We start from the raw sequence: 18,084 nt of genomic DNA, 5'->3' as shown, positions 1-18,084 counted from the left end.
ACACTGCGGAAGGCCGACAACACATGAACGACACCGGAATCCGGATCACCGATGTCGGGGTGAGGTTCCCGTCGCCCAAGGGGACCGTCACAGCCGTCGAGAACGTCACCCAGCACATCCCCGGTGGAAGCTTCGTCTCCATCGTGGGACCGAGCGGCTGCGGGAAGTCGACCCTGCTGGCGGTGATCGCCGGCCTCCAGAAACCCACCTCGGGAGCGGTCCAGGTCCACGGCCGCGAGGTGACCGGTCCCGACCGGCACATCGGGTTCGTGTTCCAGGAGGACTCCACCCTCCCCTGGCGCAACGTCGAGGAGAACGTGCGCTTCGCGATGCAGATGGGCGGGACGCCGCGGGCGGAGCAGCAGCGCCGGGCGCAGGAGGCGATCGACCTCGTCGGCCTGAGCGGTTTCGAGCACTCGTACCCCTCGATGCTCTCCGGCGGCATGCGTCAGCGGGTGGCTCTCGCCCGGACGCTGGCGCTCGAGCCGAACGTGGTGCTCATGGACGAGCCCTTCGCCGCGCTCGACCAGCAGACCCGCATCTTCCTGGGTGCCGAGGTGCGCCAGATCTGGTCACGCACCCAGCAGACCGTCGTCTTCGTCACCCACGACATCGGTGAGGCGATCCTGCTGTCGCAGCAGGTCTGGGTGATGTCCTACCGCCCCGGGACCATCATCGACGTCATCGACGTCGACCTCCCGGAGCAGCGCGACGCCTCCATCGTCTCCACGCACGAGTTCAACGAGCTCCACAACAGGATCTGGACCTCGTTGCAGGCTGAGTCGATGCGTGGCTTCCAGCAGGAGGAGATGTCAGCGTGAGCGCCAGCACCACGGCGCCACGTCTGCGCCTCGACCCGCGGCAGCCCGCGGTCAGTGTGGCAGGGACGACCCTCGTGGTCGCGGTTCTGGGCCTGCTGCTCGAGGTCGGGGGCCGCGCCGACTGGTGGGACGTGATCCCGCCTGTCTCCGTGATGTTCCAGGGGGTGGCCGGCCTGCTCGATGACGCCCAGTTCTGGAGCGACGCCTACCGGACCGGCCTCGAGGTCGCCGTCTCGCTCGTGTTCGGCTCGGTCTTCGGGCTGCTGGCCGGCATCACGTTCTGGAAGCTGCCGGCGGTCGGCCGCGCCTTCGAGCCGTACCTGGTGGCGCTCTACGCGGTGCCGCTGGCTCTCTTCTACCCGTTCATGATCGTCCTGGTGGGGATCAACGTGTGGTCGGTGATCCTGCTGGCCACCGCGATGGCGGCGATCCCGATGGCCCTCAACACCGCCGTCGGCCTGGCATCGATGCGTCCGGTCTACACCAAGCTCGGCCGGTCGCTGAACCTCAGCCCGCGCCAGATGCTCTTCGCCGTCGCGCTGCCCGCCGCGGGCCCCTACCTCGTCGCCGGGCTCCGCATGGCGCTCGTCTACTCGCTCATCGGGTGCGTCGCCATGGAGTTCGTGACCGCCCAGGCCGGCCTGGGCTACCGCATCCGATACCTGTACGAGATCTTCGACGACACCGGGATGTACGCGTACATCGTCGTCGTCCTCCTGATCTCGGTGGCCCTGACAGTCCTGCTCGGCCTGGTCGAGCGACTGATCCTTCGTGGACGGATCTCATGGTGAGCACCCCTGACGTCACGATCGCTCGTTCGAGGATCGCGCCGCTGCCGAAGATCGCGCTGACCCGGAACACCGTCGGGCCGGTGGTGCTCGCCGGTGCGGTCGTGCTCCTGTGGCAGATCTCCTCCGGCCTGGTCTTCGTCATCCCCTCGCCCGCGGCGACGGTGCAGGAGCTCTTCGCCAACCTCGCCGACCCCCAGTACCGCACGGACCTCGCGGTCACCGCGGGCGCGACGGTGCGCGCCTTCGTGGTCGGGGCCGGCATCGGCTTCGTCCTGGGTCTGCTGGTCGGGTTCTCGGACTGGGCCAAGGCCCTGCTCGAACCGTTGCTCGTCGCCTTCAACGGCCTGCCCAAGATCGTGCTGTACCCCATCCTTCTGCAGCTGTTCAGCCTCGGGGGCGGAAAGGTCGCGATGGGCATCCTGTTCGCGCTGTTCCCCGTCTTCGTCAACGTCGCCACGGGCGTGCGGGAGCTGCCCCCGGTGTACTGGAAGCTCGCCCTGTCCACGCAGGCGTCGCGCTGGCAGCGGCTGGTCCACATCGTCCTGCCCGGCATCCGCAAGCCTCTGCTCACCGGTGTCCGGCTCTCCGTCAGCCTGGCGATGTCCGGCGTCGTCCTGTCCGAGTTCTTCGCCACGGACCGCGGGCTGGGCCGGGTGGTGCTGCAGGCCTTCAGCCACGCGGAGTACGCGACGATGGTCGCCACGCTGCTGCTGCTGATCGTCACCTCCTTCGTCATCTCCGTGGCCCTGTGGAACCTGGAGAAGAAGATCCGGTGAGCGAGCCCGCAGGACGGCTCGTCGGCCGCTCCGTGCCCCGCCGCGAGGACGGGCGCTTCCTGCGCGGGGAGGGCGCCTACCTCGCGGACGGCACGGCCCGCGCCTACCAGGTGGCGTTCGTGCGTTCGCGGGAGGCCGCGGCGGACATCGTCGGCATCGACGTGGAGCAAGCGCTCGCCGTGCCCGGTGTCGTCGGCGTCTACACGGTGGCGGACCTCGGCCTGGCCATGAACCGGATCGAGGTGCTCACCCGCCCCTCGGCCGAGTTCGCCGAGGCCGCCGGCTTCGAGATGCACCCGCAGGAGATCCCGGTCCTTGCCGAGGGGCGCGTGACCTACGTCGGCCAGCCGGTCGCCGCGGTCGTCGCGCGGGACCGGTACAGCGCCGAGGACGGGGCCGAGCACGTGCACGTGCACTACGAGCGCCGGCCCGCCGTCGTCGACGCCGAGGAGGCGCTGCGCAGCGGCAGTCCCCAGGTGCACCCGGGCATGCGCGACAACGAGGCCGGCCGCATCGCCATCCAGTTCGGCACCGACCAGCTGCCGGAGGACGCCGTCACCGTCGCGGGGCGCTACCGCATGGGCAGGCACGGAGCCGTCCCGATGGAGACGCGCGGCGTCCACGCCTGGTACGACCCCCAGCGTGACCGGCTCGAGGTGCGCACCTCGACCCAGATCCCGCACATGGTGCGGCAGGCCGTCTGCGCCGCCCTCGGTGTCGGCGTGGAGACGGTGCACATGGCCGTTCCCGACGTCGGAGGCGGGTTCGGGTCCAAGGCGAACGTCTACGCCGAGGAGATCGTGCTCGCCGCGCTCGCCCGGCGCACCGGGCTCGAGGTCGCCTGGGTCGAGGACCGGCAGGAGAACCTGACCGCGGCAGCCCAGGGGCGCGACCAGGTCCACGACGCCCGCCTCAGCGTCGACCCGCAGGGTCGCATCCTGCTCTGGGAGGACGACTTCGTCGTCGACATCGGCTCAGGCAGCCTGTGGGTGGGGGGCATCGTGGCCAACACCGGGATCCACCTGCTCGGGCCCTACCGGGTCCCGGCGGCCAGGATCCGGGGACGCGCAGCCATCACCAACAAGTGCATCGTCGCCCAGTACCGGGGCGCCGGCCGTCCGGAGGCCTCGTTCGCCCTCGAGCGGAGCCTGGACGCGGCCGCCGCAGCGCTCGGCATCTCCCCCGAGGAGATCCGCCGCCGCAACCTGCTGCGCGCCGAGGACATGCCCTACGAACGGCCGTTGCCCTACCGCGACGGCGTACCGATCGCCTACGACGGCGGTGACTACGTCGCCTGTCTCGAGGCGGTCGTCGACATGCTCCCGCGCTCGCGGGCGGCGGAGCTCGCCGCCGCACGCCCCGACCTCATGATCGGCTACGGCGTCGCCTCCTACATCGAGGCCACCGGTCGTGGGCCCTGGGAGGCCGCCCGCGTCCGGCTCGACCCGGGCGGCGGATTCGTCGTCGTCACCGGCGCCGCCTCCGCCGGGATGTCCCACGAGACCTCGTTCGCGCAGGTCGCGGCCGACGCGCTGGAGGTGCCGTTCGACGAGGTGCGGTACGCCCGCGCGGACACCGACCTGCTCGAGTTCGGGGTCGGCTCGTTCGCGAGCCGGTCCGCGGTGCTCGCCGGGTCGGCGGTCCACCTCGCGGGACGTGAGCTCATCGACCGGGCCGCCGAGGTCGTCGCGCGGCTGGCGGACGTGCCGGTCGAGGCGGTCCGGTACCGGTCCGGGACCTTCCAGGCGGAGGGCCGGACGGTGACGTGGCCAGAGCTGGCGGTCGCTCTCGCGCCCGGGGGAGCGCTGGAGGCTCTCGGCGCGCAGCTCGACGTCACGCACGTCTACCGGCCCCGGACCGTCACGTGGACCATGGGCGTCCACGCCGCGGTCGTCGGCGTGCATCCCTCGAGCGGCGTGGTCCGGGTCCTCGACTACGCCGTGGCTCACGAGGGCGGTGCGGAGATCAACCCCACGGTCGTCGCGGGCCAGGTAACGGGCGGCGTGGCCCAGGGCATCGGCGGTGCGCTGACCGAGGAGTTCACCTACGGCCCGGACGGGCAGCCGACCGCGACCACGTTCCTCACCTACCAGGTGCCGGCCACCGACGACGTCCCCCGTGTGCGCGTGCGGCACCTCGCCGTCGGCACCCCCGAGAACCCGATCGGCGTGCGGGGCGCGGGGGAGAGCGGCACCATCGCCGCCTACGCCGTCATCGCCTCCGCCGTCGACGACGCCGTGGGGAACGACCTCCACATCCGCTCGACCCCCGTCTCGCGGGCACTCGTCCGAGAGGCCATGAGAGAGCGGAGTCTTGCATGAAGCCGGCCCCGTTCCGCTACCTGCGGCCGAGCACCGTGGAGGAGGCGCTCGAGGCGCTGCGCGATCCCGACGCCAAGGCGCTCGCGGGCGGCCAGAACCTGCTGACCCTGATGAACATGAGACTCGCCAGGCCTGGCCTCGTGGTGGATCTCGGTCACCTGCACGAGCTGCGCCGGTCCTTCGACGACGACGGCCAGGTGATCCTGGGAGCGCTCATGACCCACCGGGACCTCCTCGAGCACACCACGCTCGGTGAACGGCACCCGGTGCTGACCGAGATGGTGTCCCACATCGGGCACCCCGCGATCCGCAACCGCGGAACCCTCGGAGGCTCGCTCGCGCACGCGGACCCCGCCGGGGAGCTGCCCTCGGCGATGGTGCTGCTCGGGGCGCTCCTCCATGTCGACTCCGTCGAGCGGGGGCGGCGCACCGTCCCGGCGGAGGACTTCTTCGAGGCGCACTACGAGACGGTTCTCGAGCCCGACGAGCTGATCACCTGGGTGACCGTCCCCGACCGCGGCCCCCGGACCGGGTGGGGCTTCGTCGAGCACGCCCCGCGTCACGGGGACTACGCCATCGCCGGAGCCGCGGTCCACCTCAGCACGGACGCGGACGGACGGGCGCTGACCCTCCGCGCGAGCATGCTCAACGTGGGAGAGACCCCGGTCCTGGTCGAGGCGGTGGGCGCCGACCTCCCGACGGACGACGACTGGGAGCCGTGGGCCCGTGAGGTCACGGCCGACCTCGAGCCGGGGGCCGACGACGTCGACTACGTGCGAGCGGTGGCGTCCGCCGCGCTCGCCGAGGCGGCCGCCCAGGCCCGTGCCCGCGCGCTCGCGCAGATGGAGCAGACATGAACGAGACCGCAGGCAGTACCCAGATCACCCTCACCGCCCGGGTGAACGGTCGCGAGGTGAGCCGCGCGGTGCCCGTCCGGCTCAGCCTCGCTGACTTCCTCCGGGACCATCTGGGGCTGACCGGCACGCACCTCGGCTGCGAGCAGGGGGTGTGCGGGGCCTGCACCGTCCTGGTCGACGGAAGGTCCGTCCGGGCGTGCCTGATGCTCGCCGCCCAGGCGGAGGGCAGCGAGGTCACGACGGTGGAGGGCCTCGAGGACGACGAGTACGCGACCCGTCTGCGCGACGCCCTCGGCCGGCACCACGGGCTGCAGTGCGGCTTCTGCACGCCCGGCATCATGGTGACCGGGTGCGAGCTGCTCGCGCGGTGCGCCGTCCCGCCGGCCGAGGACGAGGTGCGCGAGGCTCTCTCCGGCAACATCTGCCGCTGCACCGGTTACACCGGGATCGTCGACGCCGTGCTCGACGCCGCCGGCAGCGACGGTCCTCGAACCTCGTGAGGGCGCACCGTGCGCGAGGTCCTGGCGAGGCTGCGCCGCACGCTGGAGCGCCATCCGCTCACCCGCTCCGTCGGAGCGCCGACCTGGGCCCTGAGCGCCCTGCTGGCCGTGGGCGTGGGCGGCACACTGCTGACCGGCGCGCTCACCGGGCGCACGGATGCGGCGGCCCGAGCCGTGCTGGCGATGATCCTCGTGGCCCTGCCGAGCATCCCCGTTGCGCCCCCCGCCGCCGCACGCACGCTCCTGGTCAGGACCGGGACCGTTGCTCTCGCCTCGGTGGTCGTGGCTGCGCTCGGTGGGGACCCGACCGCCGTGGCCGCCTCTGTGGTGGTGGCGGCCGGCCTCGGGTTCCGCGTGCCGGCCGTCGGGACCACCGCAGCCCTGGCGCTGCTCCTGCTGGGCGTTCGCTCCCACATGACCTCCGGCCCGGCCGACGTCCCGGCGGTCTGGGAGCTGGCGGGCGCCGTCGTCGTGGCCCTGGCGGCCCTCGCCGTGAGGCTCCTGCCCGCCGGGGGGCGTGGCGTCGCGGCCGGGTCTCCGGACCCGGCGGCACGGCCGTCCTGGACCGTCCGGCGGACCGCCGCTGTCGGTGTGGCGGTCGCGCTCGCGGTGCTGTCCCCGCTGGGACTCTACGGCGGCCACTGGCTGGTCACGGCGGTCCTCCTCTCGGTCCGGCCCACGCCCGCCGCGACGCGGGCCCGGGTGGCCCAGCGGCTCGTCGGGAACACGGTCGCCGCGTTGCTGGTGGCGGTGCTCATGGGGGCCGGACCGAGCGTCGCCACGATGGGACTCGTCGCGGGGGGCCTGGCGTTCCTGGCGTTCGCGCTCAGGCCGGTGAACTACGTCTGGTGGGCGGTGACGGCGCCGCCCGTGCTGCTCATCGCCGGGGACTTTCCGCAGACGCACGGCTGGTACGAGGGCATGGTCCGGGTCGGGCTGAACGTGGTCGGGGTGGGCGTCGTCATGCTCGTCTGCTACGTCCCGGCCCCGCGCAGCCCGGCGACCGCATAGCCCCGGGCGGGCGGTGGCCCGGCGCTGCCGCCCTGCGTCGTCGTGCGCGGGTGGCGCGCGATGAACGACAATTGACCCCCGAAGAGGAGAGCACCCCATGACGAGCACGCAGATCCGCGAACAGCGTCCGACCGAGCCGGGGCCGGAGGACGACTACGACCTGCACTCGAACATCGGCTACCTCCTGCGCCGGGCCCACCAGTGCGGCTCGGCGGCGTTCCAGCACGCCGACGACACCGGGCTCTCGGTGATCCAGTTCGCCACTCTCGCGAGTCTGGTGCGCTCCGGTCCCGACTCCCAGAACAGTCTGGGGCGGAGCGTCGGGTCGGACGCTGCCACGACGAAGGGCATCGTCCAGCGCCTGCACAAGCGGGGCCTCGTCGACATCCACGCCGACCCCACCGACCGCCGGATGAAGACCATCGAGATCACCGACGAGGGCAGGGCGGTGTACGCCCGTGGCGTGCGGGCGTCACGCGAGTCCAGCGAGGTCATCCTCGCTCCGTTCAGTCCCGGCGAGCGCACCATCCTCGTCGAGATGCTCCAGCGGATCGTCGCCACCGAGGAGCGGCACCTCGGGCACGGGCAGTGACAGCGGCGAGCGTGGGGCGCCATGCCCCGGCGCGGGTGCCCGGTGAGCAGGCTGCGGGCCCTGCCGGCGTCCAGGCGATGGTCCGGGCCTCCCGCACGTTCCGCACCGTGCCAGACTCACGCCGGTGAGCACGGTGACCAGCAGCGACATCGCAGCGGCGCTCAGGACGGCGGTGGCCGGCGAGGTCGACGACTCCGAGCGCCGGCGGGCGGAGTACTCCACGGACGCGTCTAACTACCGGGTGGTCCCGCGCGTGGTGGTCGCCCCCCGGGACGCGGACGACGCGCTCGCGGCGCTGGAGGTGGCGCGCCGGCTGGAGGTCCCGGTGACCGCCCGCGGTGCGGGGACGTCGGTGGCCGGCAACGCCGTCGGCCCGGGGATGGTGCTGGACTTCTCGCGGCACATGAACAAGGTCGTCTCCCTCGACCCCGAGGCGCGCACCGCCGTGGTCCAGCCGGGCGTCGTCATGTCCGACCTGCAGGCCGTGGCCCGCCCGCACGGGCTGCGCTTCGGGCCGGACCCGTCGACGCAGAACCGCGCCACGCTCGGCGGGATGATCGGCAACAACGCGTGCGGCCCGCACGCCGTGGCCTACGGGCGCACCGCGGACAACGTCCGCTCGCTCGACGTGGTCGACGCCTCCGGGCGCCGGTTCACCGCGGGCTACGGCGCCGGCGCGCTGGACGCCGTGCCGGGCCTGGAGAAGCTGGTGAGCGCGAACCTCGCGACCATCCGCACCGCCCTGGGCCGGTTCAAGCGGCAGGTCTCCGGCTACTCCCTGGAGCACCTGCTGCCCGAGCACGGCACGGACCTGGCCAGGTTCCTGGTGGGGTCGGAGGGCACGCTGGTCACGGTGCTCGGCGCGACGGTGGAGCTGGTCCCGATGCCGACGGCGCCGGTGGTGGTGGCGCTGGGCTACCCGGACATGGCGACGGCGGCCGACGCCGTCCCGGCCCTGCTGGAGTTCAACCCGCTGGCGGTGGAGGGCATCGACGCCCGGCTCGTCGACGTGGTGCGCCGCCACCGCGGCCCGGCCGCCGTGCCGGAGCTGCCGCCGGGCGGCGGCTGGCTGCTCGTCGAGGTCGGCGCGCAGCCCGGCGAGAGCGTTCAGGACGTGCTGGCCCGCGCCCGGGCCCTGGCGGCGGCGGGCGGGACGGACGAGGCCGCCGTCGTCCCGGCGGGGGAGCAGGCCGACGCGCTGTGGCGGATCCGGGCCGACGGCGCGGGCCTGGGCGGACGCACCCCGGCCGGGGACCCCGCCTGGCCGGGCTGGGAGGACGCCGCCGTCCCGCCCGAGCGGCTCGGCGACTACCTGCGCGACTACACCGCGCTGATGGCCGACCGCGGCGTGGACGGGCTGCTCTACGGGCACTTCGGCGACGGCTGCGTGCACGTGCGCCTGGACCTGCCGCTGGAGACCCCCGCCGGGATCGGCCCGTCGCGGGAGTTCCTCGAGGCGTCCGCGGACCTGGTTGCCCGCTACGGCGGGTCGCTCTCGGGCGAGCACGGCGACGGCCGGGCCCGCTCGGAGCTGCTGGACCGCATGTACACCCCCGAGGTGCTGGACCTGTTCGGGAAGGTCAAGACGCTCTTCGACCCCTCCGGGCACCTCAACCCCGGGGTGCTGGTGGACCCGGCCCCGCTGGACGCGGACCTGCGCCGGCCGTACGCGAAGCCCACGCCGCCGGCCAAGGGGTTCGCCTTCCTCGAGGACGGCGGCGACTTCGCCACCGCCGTCCACCGCTGCACCGGGGTGGGCAAGTGCCGGGCGGACAACTCCGCCGCCGGCGGCTTCATGTGCCCCAGCTACCAGGCCACCAAGGACGAGAAGGACGTCACCCGCGGGCGCGCCCGCGTGCTGCAGGAGCTGACCAACGGTTCGCTCATCACGTCCTGGGACTCCCCGGCGGTGCGCGACTCCCTGGACCTGTGCCTGTCCTGCAAGGCCTGCTCGGCCGACTGCCCCACCGGGGTGGACATGGCCCGGTACAAGTCCGAGGCGCTCCACCGCGGCTACGCCGGCAAGGTCCGGCCGGTCAACCACTACCTCCTCGGCCAGCTGCCGCGCTGGACGGGTCTGGTCACGAAGGTCCCGGCGCTGGCGAGGCTGTCCAACGCCGCCCTGGGGTTCCGCCCGCTCGCCCGGCTCGTGCTGCGCGCCGGCGGGATGGACCCGCGCCGGGAGATGGTCACCTTCGCCGAGGAGCGCTTCTCCACCTGGTGGCGCAAGCGCGAGGACGGTGCGCAGGCGGGCGCGGGGCGGCCGGCGCGCCACGGCACCGCGCGCGCTGGGCGTGCTCCGGGCGCGGCTGCCACGGCGGGCGACGGCACTCGCGCGCCCGGCGATCCTCAGCGCCGCGTGGTGCTGTGGGCGGACTCGTTCTCCGAGACCCTCGACGGCGACGGCGCCCGCGCCGCCGTCACCCTGCTGGAGCAGGCCGGGTACACCGTGATCGTCCCGGCCGAGAACGCCTGCTGCGGCCTGACCTGGATCTCCACCGGCCAGCTCGACGGCGCCAAGAAGCGCCTGACCCACCTGCTCGGCGTGCTCGCGCCGTACGCGGCGAACGGCATCCCGGTGGTCGGCGTCGAGCCGTCCTGCACCGCGGTCCTGCGCTCGGACCTGCCCGACCTGCTGCCCGACGACCCCCGCGCGCGGATGCTCGCCGACGACACCTACACCCTCGCCGAGCTGCTCACCGCCCCCGAGCCGGTGGGGCCCGGGCCGGACTGGGTGCCCGCCTCGCTCGAGGGCGTGGAGGTCGTGGCCCAGCCGCACTGCCACCACCACTCGGTGATGGGCTGGGAGGCCGACGCCGCGCTGCTAGCCCGGGCGGGAGCCACCGTCACCCGCCTGGCCGGGTGCTGCGGCCTGGCCGGGAACTTCGGCATGGAGGCCGGTCACTACGAGACGTCGGTGGCCGTGGCCGAGAACGCCCTCCTGCCGGCCCTGCGCGAGGCCGGCCCGGACACCGTGTACCTCGCCGACGGCTTCTCCTGCCGCACCCAGGCCGACCAGCTCGCCGGGCGCCACGGCGTCCACCTCGCCCAGCTCCTCACCGGCCAGCGCTAGCCCCGACGGCGGCCGGCGCTGGCCCCGACGGCGGCAGGCGCTGGCCCCGACGGCGGCCGGCGGGGCCGGTGACCCGCTCGTCCGGTCGTGCGAAGATAGGGACGGATCTCCTCACAACCCCACGAGTCAGTCAGGTCGACGTCGTTATGCCGTTCTTCGAGTTCGACGATGGGCGCCTCGTGCCTGCCCAGTTCGGTCATCCCGTTCCCGATGACATCGAGCCCGACATCCTCGAGGCCGTCCGCGACCAGGTCCTCGAGGTCGTCCAGCGTCCGCTGTTCCCGGTGAGCTGGCACGGCGACGGTCGCCGGCCGGGCACGTACCGGCCCGCGGGCGCTCCCGCGCCGCGGCTCACCGCGCTCGACGCCACCGGCCAGGTCGTCACCGTGGAGGTCCTCGACGAGCTCGACTCGGCCGCCCTGGTCGCCGCGCTCTCCCGCTCCGCCCGCACCGCCGACCTCGGGTGGTCCCAGCTCGCCGAGCTGTACCCCCGGGGCGCCGCGGCGTTCCGGCGTGACTGGACCGCGTTCCGCGAGATGCTGCCGCCCAAGCCCGCGCCGGGTCCGCGCCTCGTCGTCGTGGCCGGCACGGTGCGCGACGAGGTCCGGCCGGCCCTGGACGTCCTGGCCGACTCGGGGGTCGTGGTCCACGAGATGGCGCTGCGGCAGATGTCGAACGGGCGACGGTTCCTCGAGGTCAACGAGCTGCGGCCCCACCAGCTCGGGCTCTCGAACGTGATCGGCGGCGGACCGCGCGTCAACGAGCTCACCGCCGACGCCGCACCTGCCGCTCCGGGCCCGGCCGCCGCGGCGGCCGCGCCGGACGCCGCCACAGCTGGGGATCGACCGGCGTTGGAGCGACCGGGGACGACGGATGCCGACGACGCACCCGCCGCCCCTCCCACCCCCCAGGCGGGCGGCGACCGGGACGCGCGCGACCCGGGGGGCGACGTCGCCGCCGCGGACCTTCGGAGCGACGCGTCCCCGCAGGACGCACCGAGCGACGTGTCCTCGCAGGACGCACCGAGCGACGTGTCCTCGCAGGACGCACCGAGCGACGTGTCCTCGCAGGACGCACGGAGCGACGTGCCTGCCGCCGACCGCACGAGCCTGAGGGACATCGCGGCCATGCTGGACGGGGAGGCGCCGCTGGTCTGGTCGCAGCTGCGCCGCGGCATCCGGCACGACGCGGTCCTCACGGGCGACGGCGCGATCCGGCTGCCCGGCGGGGACACGGTGGCCGATCCCGACGTGGCAGCACGCAAGGTGTCGGGTCGCGACGACGTGGACGGCTGGCGGGTGTGGCGCTTCGGCGAGCACGGGCCGTCCCTCGCGGACGCGCGGGCCGAGCTGGTCAGGGCCCGCGGCCGCGCCCCCCGGCACCCCGGTGCGCGGCGCCGGCACGGCCGGGCGCTCCACCGCTGACGACGTCGCGCGCCGGCGCCTCACCGCGAGGCCGTCGGCGGAAGCGCGGCTCACCCACGCGGCGGGCGGCGCTCAGCGGAGCACGTACGCCCGGGACCACCGCCGGAGCTCGGCGTAGACGCGCTCGCGCACCTGCCGGGCGGAGAGGGTGACGTCGTGGATGGCCCCCTCGAACCGCGCCACCGTCACCAGCGGCCCGAGCTGCAGCGCCCGGCGGCGGATCTGCTCGACGTCGAGCACCGTGTCGGTCTCACGCATCTGCGGCGACCAGCGTGGGTTGATCAGGGTGCGTCCGGAGGTGAGCACGAGGACAGGGCACGAGATCTCCAGGCCGCCCGCCACCTGCTGGTGCCCGGCGAGGACGGCGGACAGCCACCCGGCACGGATGGGCGAGCCGACGATCCGCCAGTTCGGGTCGGGCCCCCAGCCGGTGAGGAACGGGTCGTCGTCGGCGTCCTCGGGCAGCGGCCCGTCGGCCTCCGTCCAGCCGAGCAGCGTGCGCTGGTAGAACCCGAGGTCCGACGTCGGGATGACCGCCTTGGGCTGCAGCTTCGCCAGCCGGCCGACGATCGGCTGCGCGACGCCGCGCAGGATCGCCGACCCCTGGAGCTCCAGCCACGGGGAGTTCAGCACCAGCGCGCGCAGCGCGCCGGGGTGGCGGTGCGCCCACAGCGCCGCAGTCAGACCGCCGGTGGAGTGGCCCATGAGCACCAGGTCGGTGCCGACCCCGAGCTCGGACCTGAGCACCTTCAGCGCGGCGTGGATGTCCTCGTCGTAGACGGTGAGGGACTCCATGAAGCCGCGCGTCTGGTGCGCCCGCAGCGAGCGGCCGTACTTGCGCAGGTCGAGCGCGTAAAACGCCCCGCCCTCGGCGGCCCACCGTCGGGCCAGCTCGCGCTGGTAGAAGTAGTCGTTCCAGCCGTGCAGGTACAGCACGGCGAACGAGGGCGACGACGGCGTCCCCGGCAGGGCGTCCGGGTCGTCCGCCGGGACGTGGCGCACGAGGGTCGCCGCGACCTCGCCCTCGTCGTCGTCCAGGAGGGGGAGCGTCCGGGCCTCGAACCCGGCGCCGAGCACGTCCGGCGCCCACCGGTCGGCGGGCGGCGGGGGAGGCAGCTCGACGACCTCCTCGGGCAGGACGGTGTCCTCGCCCGTGCCGCCGACAGGTGGCTCCTCCACGCGGCTGGTCCTGCGGATCATGACCCCATCATGCCGTCGGGGCGACGACCGGCGCAGCCTCGTGGATCGCCGCAGTCCCGGGGGCGGCGCACGCTCGCGGAAGCACGCGGCCCGCGGTACCGGCGCGGGCGCGCGCGGCGTCAGCGGCTCTGGCGTGCCACCGGGGCGACCGCCCGGAGGAACCGGCCCAGCAGCGCCGCCACCTGGTCGTGCTCGATGAGGAACCCGTCGTGCCCGAACGGCGAGCGCACGTACGCCACCGGGCCCGCCGTGGGAACAGCGGCGGCGATGCGCTCGGACTCGGCGGGGAAGAACAGCCGGTCCGAGTCGACCGCGACCACCAGGGTCTCGGCGGTGACCTGCGCGAGCGCGGCCTCGACCCCGCCCCGGTCGCGGCCGACGTCGTGGGTCATCATCGTTCGCGTCAGCGCGAGGTAGCTGTTCGCGTCGAAGCGCTCCGCGAGCTTGCCCGCGTGATGGTCGAGGTAGGACTGGACCGCGAACCGCCCGCCGGAGAGCGGCTCCTCCCCGCCCTGCGGCAGGCGCGCGAACCGCTGGTCCAGCTCCACGGGGGTGCGGTAGGTGGTGTGCGCGATCTGCCGGGCGAGGCCCAGGCCGGTGTGCGGGCCGTGGCCGGGGGCGGCGTCGTAGTAGTCGCCGCCGCGCCAGCCCGGGTCCAGCTCGATCGCCGCCACCTGGGTGTGCGCCCAGGCGATCTGCTCGGCGCTGCTCTGCGCGCAGGAGGCGACGACGGCGACGGCGCCCACCCGCTCGGGGGCCGTCACGGCCCACTCCAGCACCCGGTGGCCGCCCATCGAGGCGCCGACGACGAGCGCCCACCGCTCGATCCCGAGCTGGTCGGCCAGCTCGAGCTCGGCGGCCACCTGGTCGCGCACGGTCAGCACGGGGAAGCGCGAGCCCCACGGCGTGCCGTCGGGCGCGGAGGAGGCAGGCCCGGTCGATCCCTGGCACCCGCCCAGGACGTTCGGGGCGATTACGAAGTAGCGGTCGGTGTCGATCGCGCGGCCGGGGCCGACCACCTGGTGCCACCAGCCGGCGTCGGGGTCGTCGGGGCCATGGCCCGTGACGTGAGAGTCCCCGGTGAGCGCGTGGAGCACGAGGACGGCGTTGTCGCCGGCCTCGTTCAGGGTGCCCCAGGTCTCGTAGGCCAGCCGCACGTGCGGCAGCCGGCCCCCTGCCTCCAGGGGAAGGGCGCCGATCTCGGCGAACCGGCGGGCGCGCGGGTCGTCGCCCTCGCGCCAGGCGCCGGTGGCCGGCAGGGTCGCCGGGTCGATGACCCGGCGGTCGCGCCGGTCGTGACGGGCGGTGGCGGTCCGTGCGGCGCCCGCCCGGGCGGGTGCGCCGTCGGCGGGAAAGCTCCCCACCGACGGCGCACCCGCGCCGGGCTGACAGTCGCCGGGGGTGGTCACGCGCCCGCCTCGGCGCTGACCGGTGCGGCGGTGAAGGACGCGGCGGCCTCCAGGCCGAGCCGCAGGTCGGCGAGGATGTCCTCGATGTTCTCGATGCCGACCGCGAGACGGACCAGGCCGGGGTTGACGCCGGCGCCCTCCAGCTCGGCGGGGCTGAGCTGGGAGTGCGTGGTCGAGGCCGGGTGGATCACCAGGGAGCGCACGTCGCCGATGTTGGCGACGTGCGAGTGCAGCTTGAGCGCGTCGACGAACGCCAGGCCCGCGGCGTAGCCGCCGGCGAGCTCGAAGGCGAGGACCGCGCCGGCGCCCCTCGGGGCGTACTTCCGCGCCCGCTCGTGCCACGGCGAGGACGGGAGCCCCGCGTAGGCCACCCGCGTCACCTGGTCGCTCGCCTCGAGGAACTCGGCGACCTTCTTCGCGTTCTCGACGTGCCGCTCGACCCGCAGCGACAGGGTCTCGACGCCCTGGCCGATCAGGAAGGCGTTGAACGGGGAGACGGCCGGGCCGATGTCCCGCAGCAGCTGCACGCGGGCCTTGAGGATGAACGCCGGGGCGCCGAGGTCCTTGTAGACGAGGCCGTTGTAGCTCGGGTCCGGGGTGTTGTAGTTCGGGAACCGCTCCGGCTGGGCGGACCAGTCGAAGGTCCCGCCGTCGACGATCACGCCGGCGATGGAGGTGCCGTGGCCGCCCAGGTACTTGGTGGCGGAGTGGATCACGATGTCGGCGCCGTGCTTGAGGGGCTGGATGAGGTACGGGGTGGCGATGGTGTTGTCCACCGCGAGCGGCACGCCGATCTCGTGGGCGACGGCGGCGACGGCCTCGATGTCGAGGATCGCGCTCTTGGGGTTGGCGATCGTCTCGCCGAAGAAGAGCTTGGTCCGCTCGTCCGCGGCGGCGCGCCAGGACTCCGGGTCGTCCGGGTCCTCGACGAACGTCGTCGTGACGCCGTACTTGCTCAGCGTGTGCACGAGCAGGTTCACGGTGCCGCCGTAGAGGTTCGGGCTGGCGACGATGTTGTCGCCGACCTCCGCGACGTTGAGGATCGCCAGCGTCGTGGCGGCCTGGCCGGAGGCGACGAGCAGGCCGCCGACACCGCCCTCGAGCGCGGCGATGCGGTTCTCGACGGTCTCCTGCGTCGGGTTGGTGATGCGGGTGTAGATCGGGCCCGCCTCCGCGAGGGAGAAGCGGCCGGCGGCCTGGGCGGCGTCCTCGAAGACGAAGGACGTCGTCTGGTAGATCGGCAGGGCGCGGGCGCCGGTGGCGGCGTCCGGCGTCTGGCCGGCGTGGACCTGCAGGGTCTCGAAGGACCAGGTGGCCTCGGGGGCGGTCTCGTTGCTCATGGCGTGTGCTCCAGATCGGGGGTTCGGAGCGGGCCAACGAGCCGCGGCGGTGCCGCCTGTCCCGTCAGCCCGCGGGGGGCTGGCAGTGACGTGCACGTCGGGGTGGCGCCCTGCGCCCGCCCCGGTCGGGGCGGTCCGGCCGGATCGAGCTACGGGCCGAAGGGCATGCCGAACGTGCGCGTCAGCGGCACATTCGGCGAAGGAACATGCGGCCGACTCTAGGGGCGGCGTCCACGCCCCACGAGAGGTGTCTTGCATGGTGGGACGTAGGTCACTCCCGGAGGCCCGCGCGGCACCGGGGGAACCCACCTGGTACTGATGTGACTGGTGTGAATAGAGAGGCTGGTGTTCACAAATCGGTGAACGTCCGATAGCGTCTCCTGCGGCGCCTCCCCCTGGGCGTCAACTCGACACGCCGCGCGGCCGGCCCGGCGGTGCGTCGATCTGCAGCAGCGATCTCGGAGGAACCGGTGGCGACCACCCTCAGGCGCCCAGGACGAGCGATGTCCTCGCTCGCCGCGCTCATGCTCGGCAGCACCCTGCTCGCGTCCGGGGCGAGCGCCGCACCGAGCGATGACGAGGTCGAGGCGGCACGCTCCGCCGAGCGGTCCACCTCCGGGGAGATCGCCTCGCTCGAGATCGAGCTGGCCCGCGTCGCGGCCCAGGCCGACGAGGCGCACGTGCGCGCCGCGCTGGCCAACGAGGAGTACCTGGAGTCGCAGGTCGAGCTGGACGCCGCGGTCGCGGCGGCCGAGCAGGCTCAGCAGGAGGCGGACGCCGCCGCCGAGGAGCTCGAGGCCGGGCGCCGGGAGCTCGGCCAGATCGGCGCCGCGCTGTACCGCGAGGGCGCGGCGAGCCTCTCCGGGATCGCGCCGTACCTCTCGGCGACGAGCTTCACCGACGCCATGGCGCGCACCGCCACCCTCGACCGGCTCGGCACCCGCACGGACAGCCAGGTCCAGCGCTTCCAGGCGCTCGAGCAGGTCCACTCCACCCTCCAGCGCCGCGCCGACGAGTCGGCCGCCGCCCAGCAGGAGGCGACCGACGCGCTCGCGGCCGCGGCCGAGGAGGCCGAGTCCAGCTTCGCGGCCGCGCAGACCCAGATGAGCCTGTCCAACGAGCGCCGCGACCAGCTGATCGCCCAGCTCGCCGAGCAGCGCAGCACCACCGTCGAGCTGGAGCGTGAGCGGCAGGCCTCGCTCGAGGCGGAGCGTGAGCAGCGCGAGGAGAACCTCGCCCGGAACGAGGCGCTCGCGGCCGCGGCGTCCGAGGACCCGGCGGCCGCGCCGTCGGACTCCCGGCCCTCGGGGCCCACGACGGCGGACCCCGCGCCCGCTCCGGCTCCCTCTGCCCCGGCGACCACGGCGCCGTCGGCGCCGCGCCCCTCGACGCCGCGCCCCTCGGCGCCCGCGAGCCCGCGGCCCGAGCCGGCTCCCGCTCCTGCGCCCGCTCCGGCCCCGGCCCCCGCCCCGGCCCCGGCGCCCGCTCCGGCCCCGGCGCCCGCTCCGGCTCCCGCCCCCCGGCCGACGCCGACTCCCGCCCCGGCTCCCGCCCCCGCGCCGGCCCCGAACACCTCGGCCGCGCAGACCGCGATCTCGTGGGCGCGCAGCCAGCTCGGCACCCCCTACGTCTGGGGAGCGGCGGGCCCGGACGGGTACGACTGCTCGGGCCTGACGATGCGGGCCTTCCAGCAGGCCGGCGTCTTCCTCCCGCGCACGACCCGCGCCCAGTGGGACGCCACGGCACGGGTGCCGCTGAGCGAGCTGCGCCCGGGAGACCTGGTCTTCTGGAGCAACAACGGCCAGCGCTCCGGGATCTACCACGTGGCGATCTACACCGGCAACGGGATGCGACTGCACGCCCCGGCCCCGGGCAAGACGGTGGAAGAGGTGCCGATGTGGCACGTCAACATCATGCCGTACGGCGGTCGCATCTGAGCCTGGCGGTGCACGGGGGCGAGCTGACGGTC

14 protein-coding genes are annotated in these 18,084 nt (G+C 74.1%); 11 read left to right on the top strand and 3 right to left on the bottom strand.

Annotation, left to right across the window (positions count from 1 at the left end; translation table 11 throughout):
* The first annotated feature begins 23 nt into the window (after positions 1–23).
* The 10 genes from ABD774_RS08130 (at position 24) to ABD774_RS08085 (ending at position 12,166) form a co-directional block, all read left to right on the top strand.
* A complete protein-coding gene (locus ABD774_RS08130; RefSeq protein WP_345039657.1) occupies positions 24–821 on the top strand; it encodes an ABC transporter ATP-binding protein in 798 nt (265 codons plus the stop codon).
* On the top strand, positions 818–1,612 hold the full coding sequence (locus tag ABD774_RS08125) for an ABC transporter permease (protein WP_345039655.1): 795 nt from the start codon (positions 818–820) through the stop codon (positions 1,610–1,612). The genes ABD774_RS08130 and ABD774_RS08125 overlap by 4 nt, the downstream gene beginning before the upstream one ends.
* On the top strand, positions 1,606–2,388 hold the full coding sequence (locus ABD774_RS08120; protein WP_486327284.1) for an ABC transporter permease: 783 nt from the start codon (positions 1,606–1,608) through the stop codon (positions 2,386–2,388). The genes ABD774_RS08125 and ABD774_RS08120 overlap by 7 nt, the downstream gene beginning before the upstream one ends.
* Positions 2,385–4,709, top strand: a complete 2,325-nt coding sequence (locus tag ABD774_RS08115) for a xanthine dehydrogenase family protein molybdopterin-binding subunit (RefSeq protein WP_345039650.1) — start codon at positions 2,385–2,387, stop codon at positions 4,707–4,709. The genes ABD774_RS08120 and ABD774_RS08115 overlap by 4 nt, the downstream gene beginning before the upstream one ends.
* Positions 4,706–5,566, top strand: coding sequence for an FAD binding domain-containing protein (locus ABD774_RS08110; protein ID WP_345039648.1), 861 nt, complete (start codon positions 4,706–4,708; stop codon positions 5,564–5,566). The genes ABD774_RS08115 and ABD774_RS08110 overlap by 4 nt, the downstream gene beginning before the upstream one ends.
* The gene (locus tag ABD774_RS08105; RefSeq protein WP_345039646.1) at positions 5,563–6,066 is read left to right on the top strand and encodes a (2Fe-2S)-binding protein; all 504 of its coding nucleotides are present in this window, start codon (positions 5,563–5,565) and stop codon (positions 6,064–6,066) included. The genes ABD774_RS08110 and ABD774_RS08105 overlap by 4 nt, the downstream gene beginning before the upstream one ends.
* Before the next feature lie 9 nt (positions 6,067–6,075).
* Positions 6,076–7,077: an FUSC family protein gene (locus ABD774_RS08100; RefSeq protein ID WP_345039643.1), complete on the top strand. Its 1,002-nt coding sequence runs from the start codon at positions 6,076–6,078 to the stop codon at positions 7,075–7,077.
* A 97-nt stretch (positions 7,078–7,174) separates the two neighbouring features.
* Positions 7,175–7,669, top strand: a complete 495-nt coding sequence (locus ABD774_RS08095) for a MarR family winged helix-turn-helix transcriptional regulator (protein WP_345039641.1) — start codon at positions 7,175–7,177, stop codon at positions 7,667–7,669.
* A 124-nt stretch (positions 7,670–7,793) separates the two neighbouring features.
* Positions 7,794–10,742, top strand: a complete 2,949-nt coding sequence (locus tag ABD774_RS08090; protein ID WP_345039639.1) for an FAD-binding and (Fe-S)-binding domain-containing protein — start codon at positions 7,794–7,796, stop codon at positions 10,740–10,742.
* Between the two features lie 146 nt (positions 10,743–10,888).
* Positions 10,889–12,166, top strand: coding sequence for a restriction system modified-DNA reader domain-containing protein (locus tag ABD774_RS08085; RefSeq protein ID WP_345039637.1), 1,278 nt, complete (start codon positions 10,889–10,891; stop codon positions 12,164–12,166).
* 72 nt (positions 12,167–12,238) lie between these two features.
* Here ABD774_RS08085 and ABD774_RS08080 read toward each other — a convergent pair whose 3' ends face one another.
* From ABD774_RS08080 to ABD774_RS08070, 3 genes are all read right to left on the bottom strand, one after another.
* Positions 12,239–13,366 carry an alpha/beta hydrolase gene (locus ABD774_RS08080; protein ID WP_345039635.1) on the bottom strand — a complete coding sequence of 376 codons (1,128 nt, stop codon included), beginning with the start codon at positions 13,364–13,366 and terminating at the stop codon, positions 12,239–12,241.
* 119 nt (positions 13,367–13,485) lie between these two features.
* Positions 13,486–14,775 (bottom strand): homoserine O-acetyltransferase MetX, encoded by a 1,290-nt coding sequence (gene metX / locus ABD774_RS08075; RefSeq protein ID WP_425554510.1) that lies wholly within the window; start codon positions 14,773–14,775, stop codon positions 13,486–13,488.
* Positions 14,772–16,115 (bottom strand): bifunctional o-acetylhomoserine/o-acetylserine sulfhydrylase, encoded by a 1,344-nt coding sequence (locus ABD774_RS08070; RefSeq protein WP_345039632.1) that lies wholly within the window; start codon positions 16,113–16,115, stop codon positions 14,772–14,774. Before ABD774_RS08070 ends, metX begins: the two co-directional genes overlap by 4 nt.
* Positions 16,116–16,618: 503 nt before the next feature.
* On the opposite strand from ABD774_RS08070, the gene ABD774_RS08065 reads away from it, so the two are divergent.
* The gene (locus ABD774_RS08065; RefSeq protein WP_345039630.1) at positions 16,619–18,052 is read left to right on the top strand and encodes a C40 family peptidase; all 1,434 of its coding nucleotides are present in this window, start codon (positions 16,619–16,621) and stop codon (positions 18,050–18,052) included.
* The last annotated feature ends 32 nt before the right edge of the window (positions 18,053–18,084 follow it).

It is taken from the genome of Georgenia daeguensis, assembly GCF_039537705.1.
Classification (GTDB): domain Bacteria; phylum Actinomycetota; class Actinomycetes; order Actinomycetales; family Actinomycetaceae; genus Georgenia; species Georgenia daeguensis.
The sequence above is the reverse complement of the archived record's forward strand: the minus strand, read 5'-3'. Positions and strand labels throughout refer to the sequence as shown.

Excerpts from the sequence above, each read along its gene's own strand:
- ABD774_RS08095 (WP_345039641.1), top strand. The coding sequence starts at position 7,175 with ATGACGAGCACGCAGATCCGCGAACAGCGTCCGACCGAGCCGGGGCCG.
- ABD774_RS08105 (WP_345039646.1), top strand. The coding sequence starts at position 5,563 with ATGAACGAGACCGCAGGCAGTACCCAGATCACCCTCACCGCCCGGGTG.
- ABD774_RS08110 (WP_345039648.1), top strand. The coding sequence starts at position 4,706 with ATGAAGCCGGCCCCGTTCCGCTACCTGCGGCCGAGCACCGTGGAGGAG.
- ABD774_RS08070 (WP_345039632.1), bottom strand. The coding sequence starts at position 16,115 with ATGAGCAACGAGACCGCCCCCGAGGCCACCTGGTCCTTCGAGACCCTG.
- ABD774_RS08085 (WP_345039637.1), top strand. The coding sequence starts at position 10,889 with ATGCCGTTCTTCGAGTTCGACGATGGGCGCCTCGTGCCTGCCCAGTTC.
- ABD774_RS08080 (WP_345039635.1), bottom strand. The coding sequence starts at position 13,366 with ATGATCCGCAGGACCAGCCGCGTGGAGGAGCCACCTGTCGGCGGCACG.
- ABD774_RS08120 (WP_486327284.1), top strand. The coding sequence starts at position 1,606 with ATGGTGAGCACCCCTGACGTCACGATCGCTCGTTCGAGGATCGCGCCG.
- ABD774_RS08130 (WP_345039657.1), top strand. The coding sequence starts at position 24 with ATGAACGACACCGGAATCCGGATCACCGATGTCGGGGTGAGGTTCCCG.
- ABD774_RS08065 (WP_345039630.1), top strand. The coding sequence starts at position 16,619 with ATGTCCTCGCTCGCCGCGCTCATGCTCGGCAGCACCCTGCTCGCGTCC.